The sequence below is a fragment of the Mycobacterium sp. PSTR-4-N genome, assembly GCF_022348085.1.
In the GTDB taxonomy this organism is placed as follows: domain Bacteria; phylum Actinomycetota; class Actinomycetes; order Mycobacteriales; family Mycobacteriaceae; genus Mycobacterium.
Genome location: NZ_JAKRFN010000001.1, coordinates 43,155 through 60,142, shown reverse-complemented (window position 1 = coordinate 60,142; position 16,988 = coordinate 43,155). Strand labels below are relative to the sequence as shown.

Genomic DNA, 16,988 nt, shown 5'->3' with positions numbered 1-16,988 from the left:
CAGCCGGCTCAGGGTACCGAGATGCAGCCGACGCCGGGCACGCAGCCGCCGCCACCGCCGGGTCCGCCGCTGCCGGTCGGGCCGCCGGGGATGGAGCCGCCGCCACCGTTGGCGTCGCCGCCGCCCGTCGCGCCACCGGGCGCGGGGCTGGTGCTCATCGAGGGCGCGGTACTGGCCGGCACCGACGTGCTGGTGGTGCTCGTGGTGCTGCTCTCGGTCGTCGACGACGTGCTGCTCGAGTCGCCGCCGTCACCGCCGCCGCAGCCGACGGCGAACACGAGAAGCGTCGCGCCGCCGAACACGGCCAGTCGAGTCCTCGGATGGGATTTCATGAGCCACCAATCTGTCGCAGGGTGCCCCGCAGATACCCGAGCCTCCGCGACCCGAAACTCTTCGGCGCTGCACTACTCCGACGGTGCGTCGGCTTCGGCAGCCGTGTCGTTCTGCGGCGCCGGTGCCGCGATCGTGTCGCCGATGTCTCGCAGCGAACGGATGAGATAGTCGACCGGCCCGGAGATGTCCTCGCTCACGGGGGCTTCGACGACAGAGCCGAGAAGGCCGAAGTACTCGTCACGCCCACCGTCCACGCGGCCGTTGAGCAGACCGTCGGCAGTACGGGCGGGCAGGTTCACCAGTCCGCCGGCGACACGGACGGGATCGAGGTCGGCCGCCGCGTCGACGATCTCGGCCGTGCCCGCCGCGCCGGCCAGAACACCACTGGCTGCCGGCACGGTGAGTCGGACCACCATGCTGTTGGCCGTCCGGAACGGCTCGCCGCTGCCGACGACGCGTGCGAGGCTCGCGACCGGCCGATTCGCCGCCGCGAGAACGGCGTGCGCGAACGCTTCGGGGTTCAGCTCGGCGGCGGCGCGGAACACCTCGACGACGCCGCGGCGCTCGTTGTCGGCGATCGCTCGAACGATCGGCAGCGGCTGCTCGAGGTATTCGTCAACGAGATGTCCGGCGTTGGCCACCGACCGAGACAGCACGTCGGGGTAATAGTGCAGCGGGTTGTGCGTCGGATTCTGCACGACTGCCGAATTCTCGACGCGCACTGAGCCTTCCGAGGATGGTGGCGGTGCGGCGACGATGGTGCCCACCCCGATGACGGCCACCCCTGCCGTGAGCCACGGGCGGACGACCTTCGGCATGTGGCACCCCCCGTTTCGGCGATCCCGTCGCGCTGCCCCCCGGCGATCTGAGCGCAAAGTAGCACCCAGTGGTGACAACCGGTGAGAGCTCGTGCGGCGGTTCGACGCTGGGAGAGTCCTGGGAGGCGGCTGCGGGTAACCTTCCGGCCATGGCCGCAGGTGCGATGGGGACTGTCCGATGAGCGGGGGACTGTTCGCGCTGCTCGACGATGTCGCGGCACTGGCCCGGCTGGCGGCCGCGTCCGTCGACGATCTGGGGGCGGCGGCGGGACGGGCGACCGCCAAGGCGGCCGGGGTCGTCATCGACGACACCGCGGTCACGCCGCAGTACGTGCACGGCATCACCGCTGAGCGAGAGCTGCCGATCATCAAGCGCATCGCCGTCGGCTCCTTGCGCAACAAGATCGTGTTCATCCTGCCGGCGGCCCTGCTGCTCAGTCAGTTCGCGCCGTGGTTGCTCACCCCCATCCTGATGCTCGGCGCGACTTATCTGTGCTACGAGGGCGCCGAGAAGGTGCTCGGCAAGCTCCTCGGCCACGAGGGCCATCAGCAGGCCGCCGCCACCCAGGGGCCGGATGCCGAGAAACAGATGGTGGCCGGCGCGATCCGGACCGACTTGATCCTGTCCGCCGAGATCATGGTGATCGCACTGAACGAGGTTGCCGCCGAATCGTTCTGGCCACGCCTGATAATTCTGCTCGTCGTCGCGGTGGTGATCACGGCGGCGGTCTACGGCGTGGTCGCAGGCATCGTCAAGATGGACGACGTCGGTCTGCGCCTCACTCAGCGATCGACCGGCTTCGTCGGCCGCGTCGGGCGCGCGCTGGTGACCGGCATGCCGAAGCTGCTCAGTGCCCTGTCCGTCGTCGGAACGGCGGCGATGCTGTGGGTGGGCGGGCACATCCTGCTCGTCGGCACCGACACGCTCGGCTGGCACGGCCCCTACTCGCTGGTGCACCACGCAGAGGAGTACGTGCACCACGTCAGCGGGGTCGGCGCGGTACTGGCCTGGCTGGTCAACACCGCCGCCTCCGCGGTGATCGGGCTCGTCGTCGGTGCGCTCGTCGTCGGGATCGTGTCGGTGCTGCCGTTCGGTAAGAAGAAATCCCACGCCTGACGTTCAGTCGTCGCTGCTCCTGCGGTCGGCGACGTGGGCCAGCAGCGCTGGATCGGAGGTGGTGAAGCGCGACGCTTCCTCACCTCCGTCGCAGCGCAGCAGCGCGACGGTGACGGTGCCGGCGGAGCGTCCGATCACCTCCCACACGGCACCCGAATCAGCCCAGCGCTGCAGTTCGGCGACACGGTCCATCGCCTCAGCCTGCCACCACCTAAGCTCGCCGCTGTGCACGCTGGTTCCGCGGTCGCCATCGCGGCGACGTTCACCTGGCTCGGCATGGTGCTGGCGATCTCGTTCCTGGAGGCCCCGCTGAAGTTCCGGGCGCCGGGAGTCACAGTGCCCGTCGGGCTCGGTATCGGGCGACTGGTCTTTCGTGCACTCAATGCCTGCGAGGGGGTCCTCGCGGTGGTGGTGGTCGCCGGCGTGCTGACCGCCGAGGTGGCCGGTGGCGCGTCGATCGCCGCCATGCTCGCTGTCGCCTTGTTGGCGGTCCAGGTCCTGCTCGTGCGTCCGGCGTTGAGCCGGCGATCCGATCGCGTGCTGGCGGGCGGGGAGGCGCCGCGATCGCGGGCGCACCTCGCCTATGTCGGCCTGGAAGTGGTCAAGGTGGTCGCGCTGGCCGTCGGCGGTGTGTGGATGCTGACGCTCTGATCAGTCGAGGGTCAGCGTGCCCTGCCGACGGCCGTCGTGCACAGCGATCAGAGCGTGCACCGGCTCGCAGGTGACCACGCCGTGCTCTGCGGTCACCCGGTCGACGACGGCGTAATCGGCGGCGAGTGTGCTGCCGGTGCCCAGCAGCGTGGTCGTCACCGGGACGTGGCGCCCGATCTGCAGGACGCGGTCGCCGTGCGGGCGTTGACCGCCGCGGAATCCCCACAGCCCGCGCAGCGTGGTGGCGCCGGCGGCATGGTCGGTCGCGCGCAGCCGAGCCGTCAGCTCGCGGTGCACGGGACGACCGTCATGGCGGGAGTCCTCATTCGTGTGCACCGTGAGTTTGTGCGAGCGCCAGTTGCCGGGCGGATCGGCCACGGTGCGGCCCTCGACCTTGCAGACCACGACGGGTGCGATGCTGATCGGCGTCGTGTCCACCAGGGTGGCGAGCTCGTCGATCGCCGCCACCGCCTGTGCACGCGCACCGACACCGGTGACGAGCACCGGCACGTCGGTGTTGTGGCCGAAGAAGCGCGCTCGGCGTCGCTGCCCGGCGACGACGCCGTCGACGCCGAGGAAGACGTCAGCGGTGACGAAGCCACGGCGGTGCAGGATCTCGCACACCGTCACGAACCCCGCCGCACCCGCGACCTGCTGCTTTCGTCCCAGCAGAAGGGACAGCCGCACCGCCCCGTCGCCCGGCGGTGCGCTGGGTGCCACCCACGACCGTTCGAGGGTGATCAATCCGCGCGCCGGCAGCTCGACAACGGCGTCGGCCAGCGCGCGAATCCGTTCGGGCCGATCAGCGGCTGTCACGGTGACCGGCGGGTCCTCGGACAGCGTCAAGGAGCGGTCGGTGCGCAGCACATGCGTGGTGCCGAACCCCGCGATGCCGCGCAGGCAGATACTGGCGGCGAGGTGTTCGCGTGCGCAGACCTCGAGCAGCGCATCAGCCAGGAAACGGCCGCGGCTGCGCTGTCGCTCGGCGAAATAGGCTGTGAGGGTGTGTATTTCGGTCACAATGTCGCTCCCACGTGGTGGCCGAGCCAGGCGGCGAGCAAGCCAAAGGCCACACTGAGGCCGATGTTGGCCAGCGCCGAGACCAACTGGCGCTCCTCGGCCAGGCGCTGTGTTTCGAGCATCCATGTCGAGAACGTCGTATACGAGCCGACAAAGGCCGTGCCGACCAACAGCGCCAGGTGCGGGGGCAGCGCCAATCCGGCCAACGCGCCGAGCAGGAAAGCGCCGCTGACGTTGACGACCAGCGTGCCGAACGGGAACGGCCTGTCGATGCGTCGTGACACCGCCTTGTCGACGGTCAGGCGAGCGAGCGCGCCCACGCCTCCGAGCAGCGCGACGCCCATCCACAGCAACGCGGTCATCGCCGAGTCCGGACCCGGCGGACGAGCGCCGTCGCCAGATAGACCGCCACCAGACCCGCGGCGACACTGGCCACGGTGTACGCCACAGCCAGGCGATAGTGGCCGTGTTCGAGCATCCTGAGGGTCTCCACCTGCATGGTGGAGAACGTCGTGAGCCCGCCGCAGATGCCGGTGCCCAAAAACGGCCGGCGGTAACTCGACACGGGCAGCCGTTCGAGCAGGCGGGTGACGAAGACCCCCAGCAGGAATGCGCCGACGATGTTGGCCGTGAACGTGGGCCACGGCCAGCGCGCCGGATCAGAGGCCGCGAGTTCTTCCAGCCCCGCGCGCGCGAGGGTGCCGACGGCTCCGCCCGCGAACACCGCGGCCAACTCCCGCCGGTCTGAAGCCATGCCGCACAGTATCGAAGATCGGACACCGGTCCCCGGTGTTGCGTGAGCGCGCGGCGTAGCAGAATCGAATCCATGGCTGCGAACCCACGTGCCGGCCAGCCGGCGCAACCCGACGACCTCATCGACATCGCTGCGGTGGTGACGGCGTACTACTCCGTCGTCCCGGATGCGGACGACGTCGATCAGCAGGTCGCCTTCGGCACGTCGGGCCACCGCGGGTCGAGTCTCGACGCGGCGTTCAACGAGTTGCACATCCTGGCGACCACGCAGGCCATCGTCGAGTACCGCGCAGCCCAGGGCACCACCGGTCCGCTGTTCATCGGGCGCGACACCCACGCGTTGTCCGAGCCGGCCTGGGTGTCGGCGCTGGAGGTGCTGGCAGCCAATGACGTTGTCACGATGATCGATTCGGCTGACCGCTACACCCCGACGCCGGCGGTCAGCCATGCGATCCTGTCCTACAACCGGGGCCGCGACACCGCGCTGGCCGACGGCATCGTCGTCACGCCGTCGCACAATCCGCCGCGCGACGGTGGGTTCAAGTACAACCCACCCAACGGCGGGCCCGCCGACACCGATGCCACCGGCGTCATCGCTCGGCGCGCCAACGAGCTGCTGCGTGATGGGTGCAAGGGCGTCAAACGCGTGCCGCTGGCGCGGGCGCTGACGACGGTGCAGCGCCACGACTACCTCGAGGCGTACGTGGCCGACCTGCCGAACGTGGTCGACATGCACGTCATCTCCGCCGAGGGCATCCGCATCGGCGCCGACCCACTGGGTGGCGCCAGCGTCGATTATTGGGGTGCGATCGCCGAGCGGCACAACCTCTCGCTCACCGTGGTCAACCCGCTCGTCGACGCGACGTGGCGGTTCATGACGCTCGACACCGACGGCAAGATCCGGATGGACTGCAGTTCCCCGAATGCCATGGCCTCGTTGATCGCCAATCGAGATGCCTACCAGATCGCGACCGGTAACGACGCCGACTCCGACCGGCACGGCATCGTCACCCCCGACGGCGGACTGCTCAACCCCAACCACTACCTCGCCGTCGCGATCGACTACCTGTTCGCGCACCGGCCGGACTGGGCCGCCGACACGGCGGTCGGCAAGACCGCGGTGAGCTCCTCGATCATCGACCGGGTGGTGGCCGGGTTGGGGCGCACGCTGGTCGAGGTCCCGGTGGGCTTCAAATGGTTCGTCGACGGGCTCGTCGGCGGGACGATCGGCTTCGGCGGCGAGGAGAGCGCCGGGGCGTCGTTCCTGCGCCGCGACGGTTCGGTGTGGACCACCGACAAGGACGGCATCATCCTGGCGCTGCTGGCCTCGGAGATGCTCGCGGTGACCGGCTCGACGCCGTCGCAGCGCTATCGCGAACTGTCCGAGAAATACGGTGCGCCAACGTATGCGCGCATCGACGCGCCGGCCAACCGCGAGCAGAAGGCGCGGCTGGGCAAGCTCTCACCCGAGCAGGTGAGCGCCACCGAGTTGGCGGGTGAACCGATCACCGCGAAGTTGACGACCGCGCCCGGCAACGGGGCACCGCTGGGCGGACTGAAGGTGACGACGGAGAACGCGTGGTTCGCGGCGCGGCCGTCGGGCACCGAGGACGTGTACAAGATCTACGCCGAATCGTTCCGCGGCCCTGACCATCTCGCCGAGGTGCAGGAGGCGGCGCGGGAAGTGGTGTCGGCGGTCATTTCGTGAGTTCTGTCGCCGACGGCGACGCTCGGACGACGCCTCGCCTGCCGCGCGAGGTGTGGGTTCTGGTCGCCGCCAACGTGGTGGTAGCGCTGGGCTACGGCGTGGTCGCACCGGTGCTGCCGCAGTACGCCCGGCACTTCGGCGTCAGCATCAGTGCGGCCACTTTCGTGATCACGGCGTTCGCGGTCATGCGGCTGGTGGGCGCGCCGCCGGCCGGGATGTTGGTGCAGCGGCTGGGGGAGCGGCGGGTCTACATCACCGGCCTGTTGATCGTCGCGGTGTCCACCGCGGCGTGTGCGTTCGCCGGAACGTATTGGCAGCTCTTGGTTTTTCGCGCCCTCGGCGGCGTCGGGTCGGCGATGTTCACGGTGTCGTCGCTGGGGTTGATGATTCGCATTTCGCCTCCGGACGCGCGCGGACGCGTCGCCGGCTTGTTCTCGTCCGGATTCATGATCGGCTCGGTGGGTGGACCGATCCTCGGCAGTCTGACCGCGGGACTGGGGCTTTCGGCGCCGTTCCTGATCTACGGTGCCGCGTTGCTGGTCGCGGCGACAGTGGTGTTCGTCAGCCTGCGCAACTCCACGGTGATCACCCGTTCCGACGACGACGTCGAGGCGCCCGTCCCGTTCCGCGCGGTGGTCCGACATCGCGCGTATCGGGCGGCGCTGCTGTCGAACTTCGCCACCGGCTGGGCGTCGTTCGGGCTGCGGATCGCGCTGGTGCCGCTGTTCGTGGTGGAGGTGCTCGGTCGCGGGCCGGGGGCGGCCGGGGTGGCGCTGACGGCGTTCGCGGTCGGCAACATCTCGGTGGTCATCCCGAGCGGATATCTGTCCGATCGGTTGGGGCGGCGCAAGCTGCTGATCTTCGGGCTGAGCCTGGCGGCGGTGTCGACGGCGTTGGTGGGTTTCACCACGTCGTTGCCGGTGTTCCTGGTGGCGGCCTACGTCGCCGGTGCGGCCACCGGGATCTTCGTCTCGCCGCAGCAGGCGGCGGTCGCCGACGTCGTCGGGAGCAAGTCGCGCGGCGGGACGGCGATCGCGACGTTCCAGATGATGGCGGACTTCGGATCGATCGGCGGCTCCCTGCTGGTCGGACTGATCGCGCAGTACACGTCGTACGGGCTGGCGTTCCTGGTCAGTGGCGTCATCCTGGGCGTCGCCTGCATCGGTTGGGTGTTCGCGCCGGAAACGCGGCCGCGAGCCTCACGGGAACGGACCGAGGTGCGCCCACTGGGACCCGAAGCCGGCGGGGAATGCCCGTGACCTGCGATTTTGAGCGACACCGGGTCGTGGTGTAGCTTCGATGAGCACAACAATCAGGGGCTATGGCGCAGTTGGTAGCGCACCACACTGGCAGTGTGGGGGTCAGGGGTTCGAATCCCCTTAGCTCCACTCAAATCCAGCGGGAAACCGCTGGTAGATCAACCGGACACGATCAGCGTACCGCGTGACAGCACGAACGGACAGCACGAAACCGTTTATGCTGATCAAGTGGACTCAAACCACGGGGTAGCGGACAGCACCGCCCGGCGGATGGTCTGATGGCCTACGTCCGTACTCGGTATCGGCGCGACGGGTCGCCCTACTACTCGGTGTATTGCCGGGAGGGCGGCCGCACCGGCAAGCAGGAGTGCATCGCGAGCTGGAACGACCGCGCCGACGCCGAGCACTGCAAGCAACTCGCCAACCAGGTCGGCGCCGACAAAGCCCGCCAGATCCTGAACATCGTCGCCTCACCGCGCCAGTCCCAGACCCTCGCCCAGTACCTCACCAAGTACATCGACCACCTCACTGGCATCCAGGCCGGCACCATCAACCGGTACCGCGCCTACGTCCGCAACGACCTCGCGCCGATCGGCGACATCCCCCTTACCGCGCTAACGAAAGAGGACGTCGCGAAGTGGGTCAACGCCATGGCCGAGAAGGCGTCGGCCAAGACGGTGAAGAACAAACGCGACTTCGTCTCCGGTGCCCTCAAGGCTGCGGTGAAGGCCGGGACCATCCACACCAACCCGGCTGAAGACGTCCGCAACCCCACGTGGCTGCGCCGCGAAATGGTGTTCCTCACCCCCGCCGAGTTCCAGACCCTGCTCGCCGCCGTGCCCGCCTACTGGCAGCCACTTGTCGAATTCCTCGTCTCCACCGGCGCGCGCTGGTCCGAAGCAACCGCGCTCCAACCCGGCGACATCGACCTGACAGCCGGCACCGTCCGGATCAGTAAGGCGTGGAAGACCGGCGCCGGCGGCTACACCCTCGGCACCACCAAGACCCGCAAGAGCGTACGCACCATCAACGTGCCCGCCCGCGTGCTCGAGCAGCTCGACCTGACCGGCGAGTGGGTGTTCACCAACTCCGGCCGCGGCAAGGGCAACTTCTCCGACGGCGTCACCCGCGCCGACACCGGCCCGGTCCGCATCCACTCGTTCCAGCCGAACGTCTGGCAGCCCGCGATCGCGCGCGCCCAAGAACGAGGGCTGACCAAGACACCGCGGCTCCACGACCTCCGGCACACCTGCGCGTCATGGCTTCTGCAGGCCGGCCGGCCCATCCCCGCGGTACAGCAGCAGTTAGGCCACGAATCCATCCAGACGACTGTCGACGTCTACGGTCACCTGGACCGCTCAAGCGGGGTCGGCAACGCCGCCGCGATGGACGCGGTGCTGAAGGGTTAGTCTTCTTCGGGTTCAGCCCACTCTTACCCATGGCTGGCAGCTCTGGGTTTCAAAGGCAAGGTCGGTGGGCGCGATGGTTACGAACGTCTGTCCTGGCTGATTGTCGATGGCGATAACAGATTCGTCACTGCCGCTGAAATCGCTAAGCCGCTTCCACGTGCAAAACGGGTAACCGTTTTCCATGGTCGGCGCGGATTTGTACGTGCCTGGCGCAACGTCCGATCCGACCACATACATGCCGTCAGTGCTCATTACCGAGCCTGCCGGCGCGATCGGGGCGGGAACGTCTGAGCTTGCCGCCGTTGGCGCAGCGCCCTCTGCATCGGGAGTCGGGACGAAACGCGTGACCGTCGTCGTGCTGACCTTTGTCTCGGTAGACCCGTTCGCGCACGCCGCGACACCAAGCGCGGCTAGCACCGACACCAAAAGTGTGAGTTGCCCCCTCATCCGCGAAATCCTACGGCGAGGTCGGCCTGATTGGAGTCGGTTCGCCACCAGCCTGTGGGCCAAGCTTCGGAGGCTAGTGGTGGTCCCGGCTTGCTTCGGAGCTTCGAACCGTTATCGCGCCGACCAGGATGACGAGTCCGCCGACTAGCAGGGGTATTGACCACATACGGCGCGTAGCGAGCGCGCCATCGCAGTCGGGTGCGGCACGCTGGACGTAACCGCCGATCGGCGTCCCATAACCGGGTCCAGTGACCGATCCCGTTGTGCGGTCAAGGGTTGCAGCCAAACTGTCGAGCTGCTGCTTCTGCGCATACGCCGCGGCGGCGCTCTCATCTCGTCCAGCCCCAGTCCCGCACCGCAAGGAATCGCCCTGACTGTCGACGAGACTAATAGGCACAGCGATCAAGAACACCGCGCCAGCGACTGCCGTCAAGATTCCTACCAGCGCAATAAACGCTCGCAAGCTCATGGCGGGGACTCCCTCTCAGCTGACCTTGGTCCAGGGCGTGCAGTTGTCGCTGCCACGGAAGGTGGCTATGGCGGGCGAATACAGCTCGGCGACTAGTGGCCCCCCGTCAAACCCGCCGACGTACGCATCGATGAGTATGCCGTCGTGCGTGTAGGTCGAGTACATGCACGACGGATAAGCGCCTTCACGGGTGCGCGCCGTCCAAGTACCCCATGTCATCTCACCCGGCACCGAGTACCTCCCTGGTAAGAATCCTGTCGGCGCTTCGACGATGAGAGGCACTTTGGCGGGCGGCACGTCCCCGATCGCCTCCCATACCCCGCCTAGGCAGCCATAGGTAATTTCCGAAACGTCGTCGACATACTGCGTGCCTGAAACACACGCCGCCTGCGCCGCAACGGGAGACAGCACAGTTCCTGACAGCAAAGTCGCGAACACGGTCGCTACTACCGAGATCCCCCTCATGTAGTCAAGTATCGACGCGCACCCGCGGCCTGTTACCGCAAATCGCATTTTGCGATCCGACGTAACCTGCTGACGGTCACCGCCGCATATGCGACCGCCCGCTCGGTCGCGAGCAACCGGTTCAGCAATTGGTAGTAGCGGGTGGGTGTCAGACCCATTTCGCAAATCGCGTCTTCCTTGCCCGCCGCCGTGGCCCACCACTGCCGCTCAAGGTCGAGGATCTCGCGCTCGCGGTCGGTCAAGGTATCCACAGCCACTGGTCCTCCAAGTGATGTTCAAGTTCGGCGACCTCAATCGGGTCGAGATCGGCCATGCGGGCCGCGAGCATGGGTGGGTCTACCCATAGGTGGTCGGCGAGTTCTTCCGCGTAGCGAGACGAGCACGCGCGCAGAGCGTCGACGAGGTCGGGAAGTTCGATCAGCCGGCGGGCCGCAGTGCGCTCGACGAGAGCTTCTTCCTTGGCTCGCATCACCGCGTCTGCCGGAAACACCTGGCGCTCGTCATGCACCAGCTCATGCGCAATCGTGCACCGCCGCTCAACCTGCAACTGATGCCGGTCGATCCGGATCACATCGCCACAGATGATGCCCCGACGTTGATTCGGCAGGTCGACGAACTCCACGCTGAGATATGTCCGTTGGCTGAGATCCCCCCACGGGTCGTATTTCCCCATGGGAGCGAACGTAGGGGAGAGGTCCGACAACGAGGTTGTGAGAAGCAGCTACCTATGCCAACTCACCGGATGTCCTGACCCGCCTCAGCCGCGCGGTCTTGGTCGTCGCGTCGGCGACGGCCCTGTGAGGCTTCGTGGCCTGTCCGGGCGGCAGCCGCAAGGTGCTGAAGGGCATAGTCCTCGCGGCGTGGGGCGCCAACGGTGCGAAGCTCTCGGTAAAGTGCAAGCTCGGCGAATTCGCGCCTATACCGTCGTTGCGCCAATTCGAGGTCGCCTTCTGATAAGTCGACGTTCGCGTGCAGCTCGAAGTCGCCGCCCTGGTTGGGCGTAGAAAGACGCGCGGCGAGGTATTGCGTGTACTTGGCGTCCGAGATCTCGGGCGCGACTTGCACGCTGGGCCCTGCTTCTGCATCGAGTACTTCGACAGCTTGGCGCTGCAAGACTGCATTGTGCGCATATGGCAGAGCCCGGCGGTACATCTCGGCATAATGCTCGAGAAGGCTGGTCTGGCGAATCGAATCGATTGACTGGACCGCCGATTGGACCGCGCGAATGAAGCCACCGGTCCCAACGGCTGGATCTACGACCTCAGTGCTGGCTGGTGGCCGCATGGCCCGAATCACTGCAATGACTGCGTCGCGTTGCTCTTCAGTCAATTCGTCTGCATTCGGCGGGAGCATGGTGGCAAATGTCGACCGTTGGTTTGGTATATCTACGCCGAGCGTGACAGCAGTCGCCAGAATCACCCGGTCGACGCCTACGCCGATGGTCTCTGCAATGAGTTCTAGCGTTCGAGGTTCCGGAAACTCATTCACTCTTGTATCGGTTCCGAGTTGCTGCCATCGCTGCTTACTCAACGCGTTGCCCGATCGCTCCGACAAGGCGTCGTAAGTCAGGCTCAAGGCTTTTCGGCGAGCTGTTATCAGTGCACCAAGCGATGGCATAGCTGCACCCTGCGTTTGGCCTCGGTTATCTCGCAACGCGTGCACCTCGCTAGTCGCCTATCGCTTTTAAGCAACGGGACGACCTATAGCCGCCTACCAAGCTCTTGCCTTGATTCTCTACCAAAACTGCAGCCAGGGAAACTACACAGCTGTCATTTTCTTGACGACCGCCTACCGGTAGTAGTTAAATATCGCTTGCTAGTTGACAGATAGACGCCTACCGAGCAGACTTGGAGCAACAGACATGGCGCGAAGCCGATACAGACGCTGGCCGAAGGGCACCTACATGAGACTCAAAAGCGCGGAGCTTCTCCGAGCCCTCGTCGGTCCCGAAGAAACCAAGAAGCGATCGGGTCGACAGTTAGCCCGATACGCCGACGTCCATCCAAGCTTCATCAATCACCTCCTGGCCGGTCGCCGCCGGAGCTGCACGCCGCAGACCGCCGATCGAATCGCGGAGGCCCTCGAAGTCCCCACCGAGATCCTTTTTGAGGTCCTCCAGTCGCCTAGTGAGCAGCTTTCCGGCAAACAACAAGCGGAGGTGACGAATGGCAGCGCCCAACACGCTGAACCTCAAGGAGTACGCGGCGGCGGTACTCGGTCCGGGCCCCGACAGGGCCGACCCAATCGGGTCAGTCGAGCCCTTCAAGATTCAGTGGCTGACGAAACGCCTACGCGGAGAGGCAAAGCCGCGGCTACCCGGGTACAAGGCCGGCCGTCAGTGGCGAGCAACCGAGGCTGACGTGGAAAAAGCTATCGAATTGCTCCGTCCGTCGAGTGTCGAAGTACCCGCGGTTCCGCAGGTGTCTTCGATGACCCGCACGAGCCGTAGGCGGTTGGCCGGATGAGCAGCCGACCTGTCACTGCCGTCTACGACACCCGCCCTCTGGTGACTCCGTGCGCGCTCGAGCACCACCGGCAGGGTGAGCCGGTCGTGTTCTCGACGTGGTGCCCCGAGCGCCAGTCGACCGTGAAGTACACCGGCCGCGTCGTCACCCATGTCCCGAACGGACGTCGCATCACCGTCGCGCTCAGCCCGTCCGGGCGGCGCGTGAACGTCGAGTGCGGAGCAGTAGCCGCCGCCAGCCCATAGAGAACGGCCCGCGCAGGGGCGGAATCCCTGGCGGGCCATCAACACCGGAAAACACAACTCAGGGAGGAATTCCGATGTCAGCACCAAGCATAGGTGAAGAACTCTTCACCACCGGGACTCAAGGCGAGTGCACTTCGTACGTCGTCAACGGCGACACCGTCGCCGTTGCGATGCCGGCGCCGCAACCCCACAACGAAGACGCCTGGTACGTCTGCCTGTTCGATCCATTCGGCGGACCCACCACCGGCGGCCACACCCGCGACAGTGACGGCGCCCACGAGCTCGCCGCCATGTTCGCCCGCACCGCAGCCCGGGCGGTCGCACGATGACCCCCGACTGGCAGCACTGGTGGACCGCGCCCCTGCTGATCTTCTCCGGCATCACCGGCCCTGGCGGCTGGAACATCCTCGGGGACAACCCCGAACTCGTCACCACCATGCCGATACCGCTGTACCTCGCTCTGCTCGGCATCGTGTTCACCGCGCTCGGTGTCCTCGCTGTCGCCTCAGTCCTGACCTTCCTCTACGCGATCGACCACGTCCTCGAAACCTGGCGCGACGCCAACGCCCGCATAGACGCCGAGCTCGCCGCCGTCTCGCTCGCGTTCCCCCTCAAGGACGAGGTCGAAGGATGATGACCGTCCCCTGCGCGGCAGACCCCACCAAGTTCTTCGCGGAAAGGGGCGGGTCCGCGATGGCCGCCAAGCGGATCTGCGGCACTTGCCCCGTCCAACAGCAGTGCCTCGACCACGCGCTGCTGCACAACGAGAAGTTCGGCATCTGGGGCGGGACCAGCCCAAAGGAACGCCGCCGCATGCAGCTCGGCCAGACCGCACCCCCGGCCGAGTACAACCCCGCTGACTACACCCGCGCTGACGGACACGGGTTCCGCGGCTACAAACGCGGATGCACCTGTCAGGTCTGCCGCACCGGCTACGCCCGCTACCAGCGGGATTACAAGCGCCGCAGTGGAATTAGTGTTCAACGGTTCTGCGTGCAGTGCGGAATGCTGCTCAAGGGCTCAGGTCGCACGAAGTACTGCGGCGGCGACTGCCGGACCATCGCCAAGATGTCCCGGCTCGGTGATGCTGCCGTGACGCAGCTTCCGCGTGGCAAGCATCAACACGAATGCGCATGGTGCGCTGCGCCATTCGAGTCGCCGACCCGCCGCGCCCAGTACTGCACACCGCGATGCCGGATCAAGGCTCACAACGCCCGCAAGAAAGTCGAGAAGGCAGCATGACCGCTCTGCTGACCGACGCGATCAAGGCCCTCGCCTACGGCAGCGGCTACCTACTTGCCGCCGCGCTGCGCCGCCTATTCCCCCTGCAGGCTGCCGCGCCGGCCCGCGTCACCCTCACCGGTAACCCCGACGTCGACGAGCTTCTCGACGACCCGCGCGGCTGGCTCGCCAAGCACCCCGAGTTCCTCCGCGACGCAGGGATCACCGAATGAGCGCCACGTCCGGATACCCGACCCTCGGCGAGTGGTTCCGTCGCCTGTTCACCGGCGAACCCCACCAGATCATCGGCGGCGCTGACGACCCGTACCTATTGCGCTGGTATGTCATTCCGCGGAACCCGCTGCTCAACGTGTACGTGCACAAGTTCTGCCGCAGCGACGATGACCGCGCCCTCCACGACCACCCCTGGTGGTTCGTGTCGCTGATGCTTCGCGGCCAGTACGACGAAGTGACCAACGCCGGCACTAATCGCCGCCGCGCCGGGTCGATCGCTTACCGGCCCGCAGAGTGGCGGCACCGGGTGCAACTGTTGGGCCACTACGTCACGCCTTACCGCCCATCCGACGACCCCACTGGCTGGTCAGATCACTGGGTCGAACAGCCGTGCTGGACGCTCATTGTGACCGGCCGCCGCGTCCGGACATGGGGTTTCTGGTGCCGCAAGGCAGCCAAGGACGTCTGGGATATCGAGACCTACGCCCAGCTCGACGCGTACGCGCGCGGCGAAGCCGTCATGGTCGACCGATTCATCCCCTGGACCGAGTTCGGCGACGCCGGATGCGGAGAAACCTCATGACACAGCCCTGTCTCCCGTTCGACAAGACGATCGCGGACGCGTTCGAACAGTTCCACCGCGACAACCCCAAGGTCTACATCGTCCTCATCCGCCTCGCCCGCGAATGGATCACCCGCACCGGCCGCCACAAGGTCGGTATCAGCGCCCTCTTCGAGCGCACCCGCTGGGAGATCGCGATCACCACGAACGACCCAGAGTTCAAGCTGAACAACAACTATCGGGCGTACTACGCGCGCCTGATGATGGCCGAGCACCCCGACCTCGCCGACCTGTTCCAACTCCGCTCATCCGAAGCCGACGCGTGGATCGCAGAACGGATCGCATCATGACCGCGCTCGACGTCGAGTTCGTCGACGAGCTGCCCGGCCGGTCGCCGACTCCGTCCGCTGATATTGCGGCGTTCGCCGACGCGCTCCGCGCGCAGCCGGGCCGCTGGGCCCGCTACCCGTGGTCCGACGACATCGCTGAGCGGACGCGGAAGTCCCGCGCCTACGACATCAACCGCGGCCAGGCCACCGCGCCAGCGGCGCTGCGCCGCGGCTTCCAAGCCGCATACCGCAACGGCACCCTCTGGGTCCGCTGCATCGCCACAACGTCGCCCGCCCACGGGACTGCGGGCGCCGGTCCGGCCGGGGAGAGCGTCGGTGCTGACCTGGATCCAGCATCGCCGCCCCCGGCCGGACACCCCGACGACGTTCTACTCGGAGACGACCAGTGACCGCGACGCTGCCGCAGTGCGATATCTGCACGCCCGCCTGCGACCGCCAGCAGGTCGGCGAGGCCGCGCTGTGGATGCCGACCGCTGCCGCCACGCTGTGCGCGGCTTGTCGTGCCGACGTCGGGCTCGGTGACACCCCGTACATCCCCGGTGTGTGGCGGCGCGGCCAGAAAGGCTGGATTGCACCCGGCACACCCGAACACCGTGCGGTCATCTCCCCGTCGAAAGTCGCTGCCATCCTGCGGCTGTCGCGGTGGGAGTCGCAGTACCGGCTGTTCCACCGCATGACCGGTCAGGTCGCCGAGGAACCGCCGCAGGACGCGTTCGACGTCGGCCACGACCTCGAGTCCTACGCGGCGGCCAGGTGGCGGCGGAAAAACGCGGGCTGGCGCCTGTCGGCCGGCGAGATCCAGTTCATCATCGACCCCAACCGGTACGGATTCCCCGTCGTCGTCACCTTGGACCGGCGCGCGAACCGCGGACGGGCGCAACGCGTCGTTGAGCTGAAACGCGCACTCACCCTGTCCGACATCGAGCAGTGGGGCGATGACCTCACCGGTGACCTTCCCGAGGACTACACCGCGCAGGTCACCGCGCAGATGGTGTTCACCGGCCTCACGAAGTACGACGGCCACCTGTGCGCGATCGGCCCGTACTACCAGGACCGCGTCTATACGGTGCCGTTCGATCCGATCGTCGGCGAATGGATCACCACCGAATGCGCTGCGTTCTGGGACGGCGTCCGGCACGGTGCAACACCCGAGCTTGATGACAGCGTGGCCACCTACGAGTGTGTCCGCGAACTGCATCCCGACATCGACGGCAGCACCGCCGAAGTCGACCCCGATCTGGCGATCGCGGTGCACAACGCCAGCGCCGACCACAAGGACGCAGAGAAGCGCCTCCGCGGCCTGAAAGCACAGCTACTCGACGCCATGGGCGACGCCCAATACGCCGAGTTCAACGGCATCAAGGTCGCGACCCGATCACCGCACGCCCGCGGCGGTGTCGCACTCAACCTGGCCCGCACCCATCCCGCCGTCGCAGTCCAGAAGGCAACAGCATGAACCCGA

At 66.9% G+C, this 16,988-nt stretch carries 26 protein-coding genes and 1 tRNA gene; 16 read left to right on the top strand and 11 right to left on the bottom strand.

What is annotated here, in order from left to right:
- Positions 1-8 precede the first annotated feature (8 nt).
- Positions 9-332, bottom strand: a complete 324-nt coding sequence (locus MHN84_RS00460; RefSeq protein WP_241202675.1) for a hypothetical protein — start codon at positions 330-332, stop codon at positions 9-11.
- Positions 333-404: 72 nt separating this feature from the next.
- Positions 405-1,151 (bottom strand): hypothetical protein, encoded by a 747-nt coding sequence (locus MHN84_RS00455; protein WP_241202674.1) that lies wholly within the window; start codon positions 1,149-1,151, stop codon positions 405-407.
- Positions 1,152-1,329: 178 nt separating this feature from the next.
- Between MHN84_RS00455 and MHN84_RS00450 the strand changes: the two genes are divergently transcribed.
- Positions 1,330-2,268 carry a DUF808 domain-containing protein gene (locus MHN84_RS00450; protein ID WP_241202673.1) on the top strand — a complete coding sequence of 313 codons (939 nt, stop codon included), beginning with the start codon at positions 1,330-1,332 and terminating at the stop codon, positions 2,266-2,268.
- Positions 2,269-2,271: 3 nt separating this feature from the next.
- Here the strand turns inward: MHN84_RS00450 and MHN84_RS00445 are convergent, their stop codons facing one another.
- Entirely contained in the window at positions 2,272-2,460 is a 189-nt protein-coding gene (locus MHN84_RS00445) for a hypothetical protein (RefSeq protein WP_241202672.1), read from the bottom strand.
- An 84-nt stretch (positions 2,461-2,544) separates the two neighbouring features.
- Between MHN84_RS00445 and MHN84_RS00440 the strand changes: the two genes are divergently transcribed.
- Positions 2,545-2,919, top strand: a complete 375-nt coding sequence (locus MHN84_RS00440) for a hypothetical protein (RefSeq protein WP_255729764.1) — start codon at positions 2,545-2,547, stop codon at positions 2,917-2,919.
- Here the strand turns inward: MHN84_RS00440 and MHN84_RS00435 are convergent, their stop codons facing one another.
- Genes MHN84_RS00435 through crcB (MHN84_RS00425) form a run of 3 tightly spaced genes read right to left on the bottom strand, consistent with a single transcriptional unit; the run spans position 2,920 to position 4,693 of the window.
- Positions 2,920-3,939 carry a DUF190 domain-containing protein gene (locus tag MHN84_RS00435; RefSeq protein ID WP_241202670.1) on the bottom strand — a complete coding sequence of 340 codons (1,020 nt, stop codon included), beginning with the start codon at positions 3,937-3,939 and terminating at the stop codon, positions 2,920-2,922.
- Complete coding sequence (gene crcB / locus MHN84_RS00430) at positions 3,936-4,301, bottom strand: fluoride efflux transporter CrcB (protein WP_241202669.1); 366 nt, start codon at positions 4,299-4,301, stop codon at positions 3,936-3,938. The genes MHN84_RS00435 and crcB (MHN84_RS00430) overlap by 4 nt, the downstream gene beginning before the upstream one ends.
- Complete coding sequence (crcB, locus tag MHN84_RS00425; protein ID WP_241202668.1) at positions 4,298-4,693, bottom strand: fluoride efflux transporter CrcB; 396 nt, start codon at positions 4,691-4,693, stop codon at positions 4,298-4,300. The genes crcB (MHN84_RS00430) and crcB (MHN84_RS00425) overlap by 4 nt, the downstream gene beginning before the upstream one ends.
- Before the next feature lie 72 nt (positions 4,694-4,765).
- Here crcB (MHN84_RS00425) and pgm point away from each other — a divergent pair, with 72 nt between their 5' ends.
- From pgm to MHN84_RS00405, 4 genes are all read left to right on the top strand, one after another.
- Positions 4,766-6,400: a phosphoglucomutase (alpha-D-glucose-1,6-bisphosphate-dependent) gene (gene pgm / locus MHN84_RS00420; protein WP_241202667.1), complete on the top strand. Its 1,635-nt coding sequence runs from the start codon at positions 4,766-4,768 to the stop codon at positions 6,398-6,400.
- Positions 6,397-7,659 (top strand): MFS transporter, encoded by a 1,263-nt coding sequence (locus MHN84_RS00415; protein ID WP_241202666.1) that lies wholly within the window; start codon positions 6,397-6,399, stop codon positions 7,657-7,659. Before pgm ends, MHN84_RS00415 begins: the two co-directional genes overlap by 4 nt.
- A gap of 56 nt (positions 7,660-7,715) precedes the next feature.
- Positions 7,716-7,788: transfer RNA gene (locus MHN84_RS00410), tRNA-Ala, on the top strand.
- A 149-nt stretch (positions 7,789-7,937) separates the two neighbouring features.
- A complete protein-coding gene (locus MHN84_RS00405) occupies positions 7,938-9,068 on the top strand; it encodes a site-specific integrase (protein ID WP_241202665.1) in 1,131 nt (376 codons plus the stop codon).
- Between the two features lie 12 nt (positions 9,069-9,080).
- Here MHN84_RS00405 and MHN84_RS00400 read toward each other — a convergent pair whose 3' ends face one another.
- The 5 genes from MHN84_RS00400 to MHN84_RS00380 all read right to left on the bottom strand — a co-directional run bounded on the left by MHN84_RS00400 (position 9,081) and on the right by MHN84_RS00380 (position 12,066).
- Complete coding sequence (locus MHN84_RS00400; RefSeq protein ID WP_241202664.1) at positions 9,081-9,515, bottom strand: hypothetical protein; 435 nt, start codon at positions 9,513-9,515, stop codon at positions 9,081-9,083.
- 484 nt (positions 9,516-9,999) lie between these two features.
- Complete coding sequence (locus MHN84_RS00395) at positions 10,000-10,449, bottom strand: hypothetical protein (protein ID WP_241202663.1); 450 nt, start codon at positions 10,447-10,449, stop codon at positions 10,000-10,002.
- A gap of 32 nt (positions 10,450-10,481) precedes the next feature.
- Complete coding sequence (locus tag MHN84_RS00390; protein WP_241202662.1) at positions 10,482-10,700, bottom strand: DUF3263 domain-containing protein; 219 nt, start codon at positions 10,698-10,700, stop codon at positions 10,482-10,484.
- Positions 10,688-11,122 (bottom strand): hypothetical protein, encoded by a 435-nt coding sequence (locus MHN84_RS00385; protein ID WP_241202661.1) that lies wholly within the window; start codon positions 11,120-11,122, stop codon positions 10,688-10,690. Before MHN84_RS00385 ends, MHN84_RS00390 begins: the two co-directional genes overlap by 13 nt.
- 62 nt (positions 11,123-11,184) lie before the next feature.
- On the bottom strand, positions 11,185-12,066 hold the full coding sequence (locus tag MHN84_RS00380; RefSeq protein WP_241202660.1) for a hypothetical protein: 882 nt from the start codon (positions 12,064-12,066) through the stop codon (positions 11,185-11,187).
- Positions 12,067-12,310: 244 nt separating this feature from the next.
- On the opposite strand from MHN84_RS00380, the gene MHN84_RS00375 reads away from it, so the two are divergent.
- The 10 genes from MHN84_RS00375 to MHN84_RS00330 all read left to right on the top strand — a co-directional run bounded on the left by MHN84_RS00375 (position 12,311) and on the right by MHN84_RS00330 (position 16,982).
- Complete coding sequence (locus MHN84_RS00375) at positions 12,311-12,808, top strand: helix-turn-helix transcriptional regulator (protein ID WP_308192896.1); 498 nt, start codon at positions 12,311-12,313, stop codon at positions 12,806-12,808.
- Positions 12,809-12,910: 102 nt separating this feature from the next.
- Complete coding sequence (locus MHN84_RS00370) at positions 12,911-13,159, top strand: hypothetical protein (protein WP_241202658.1); 249 nt, start codon at positions 12,911-12,913, stop codon at positions 13,157-13,159.
- Positions 13,160-13,233: 74 nt separating this feature from the next.
- On the top strand, positions 13,234-13,488 hold the full coding sequence (locus MHN84_RS00365; protein ID WP_241202657.1) for a hypothetical protein: 255 nt from the start codon (positions 13,234-13,236) through the stop codon (positions 13,486-13,488).
- Positions 13,485-13,793, top strand: coding sequence for a hypothetical protein (locus tag MHN84_RS00360; RefSeq protein WP_241202656.1), 309 nt, complete (start codon positions 13,485-13,487; stop codon positions 13,791-13,793). Before MHN84_RS00365 ends, MHN84_RS00360 begins: the two co-directional genes overlap by 4 nt.
- Entirely contained in the window at positions 13,790-14,401 is a 612-nt protein-coding gene (locus MHN84_RS00355) for a WhiB family transcriptional regulator (protein WP_241202655.1), read from the top strand. Before MHN84_RS00360 ends, MHN84_RS00355 begins: the two co-directional genes overlap by 4 nt.
- Positions 14,398-14,613: a hypothetical protein gene (locus MHN84_RS00350; protein ID WP_241202654.1), complete on the top strand. Its 216-nt coding sequence runs from the start codon at positions 14,398-14,400 to the stop codon at positions 14,611-14,613. Before MHN84_RS00355 ends, MHN84_RS00350 begins: the two co-directional genes overlap by 4 nt.
- The gene (locus MHN84_RS00345) at positions 14,610-15,197 is read left to right on the top strand and encodes a hypothetical protein (protein WP_241202653.1); all 588 of its coding nucleotides are present in this window, start codon (positions 14,610-14,612) and stop codon (positions 15,195-15,197) included. Before MHN84_RS00350 ends, MHN84_RS00345 begins: the two co-directional genes overlap by 4 nt.
- Positions 15,194-15,526, top strand: a complete 333-nt coding sequence (locus tag MHN84_RS00340; protein WP_241202652.1) for a hypothetical protein — start codon at positions 15,194-15,196, stop codon at positions 15,524-15,526. The genes MHN84_RS00345 and MHN84_RS00340 overlap by 4 nt, the downstream gene beginning before the upstream one ends.
- Positions 15,523-15,915 (top strand): hypothetical protein, encoded by a 393-nt coding sequence (locus tag MHN84_RS00335; RefSeq protein ID WP_241202651.1) that lies wholly within the window; start codon positions 15,523-15,525, stop codon positions 15,913-15,915. Before MHN84_RS00340 ends, MHN84_RS00335 begins: the two co-directional genes overlap by 4 nt.
- The gene (locus tag MHN84_RS00330) at positions 15,912-16,982 is read left to right on the top strand and encodes a YqaJ viral recombinase family protein (protein ID WP_241202650.1); all 1,071 of its coding nucleotides are present in this window, start codon (positions 15,912-15,914) and stop codon (positions 16,980-16,982) included. Before MHN84_RS00335 ends, MHN84_RS00330 begins: the two co-directional genes overlap by 4 nt.
- The last annotated feature ends 6 nt before the right edge of the window (positions 16,983-16,988 follow it).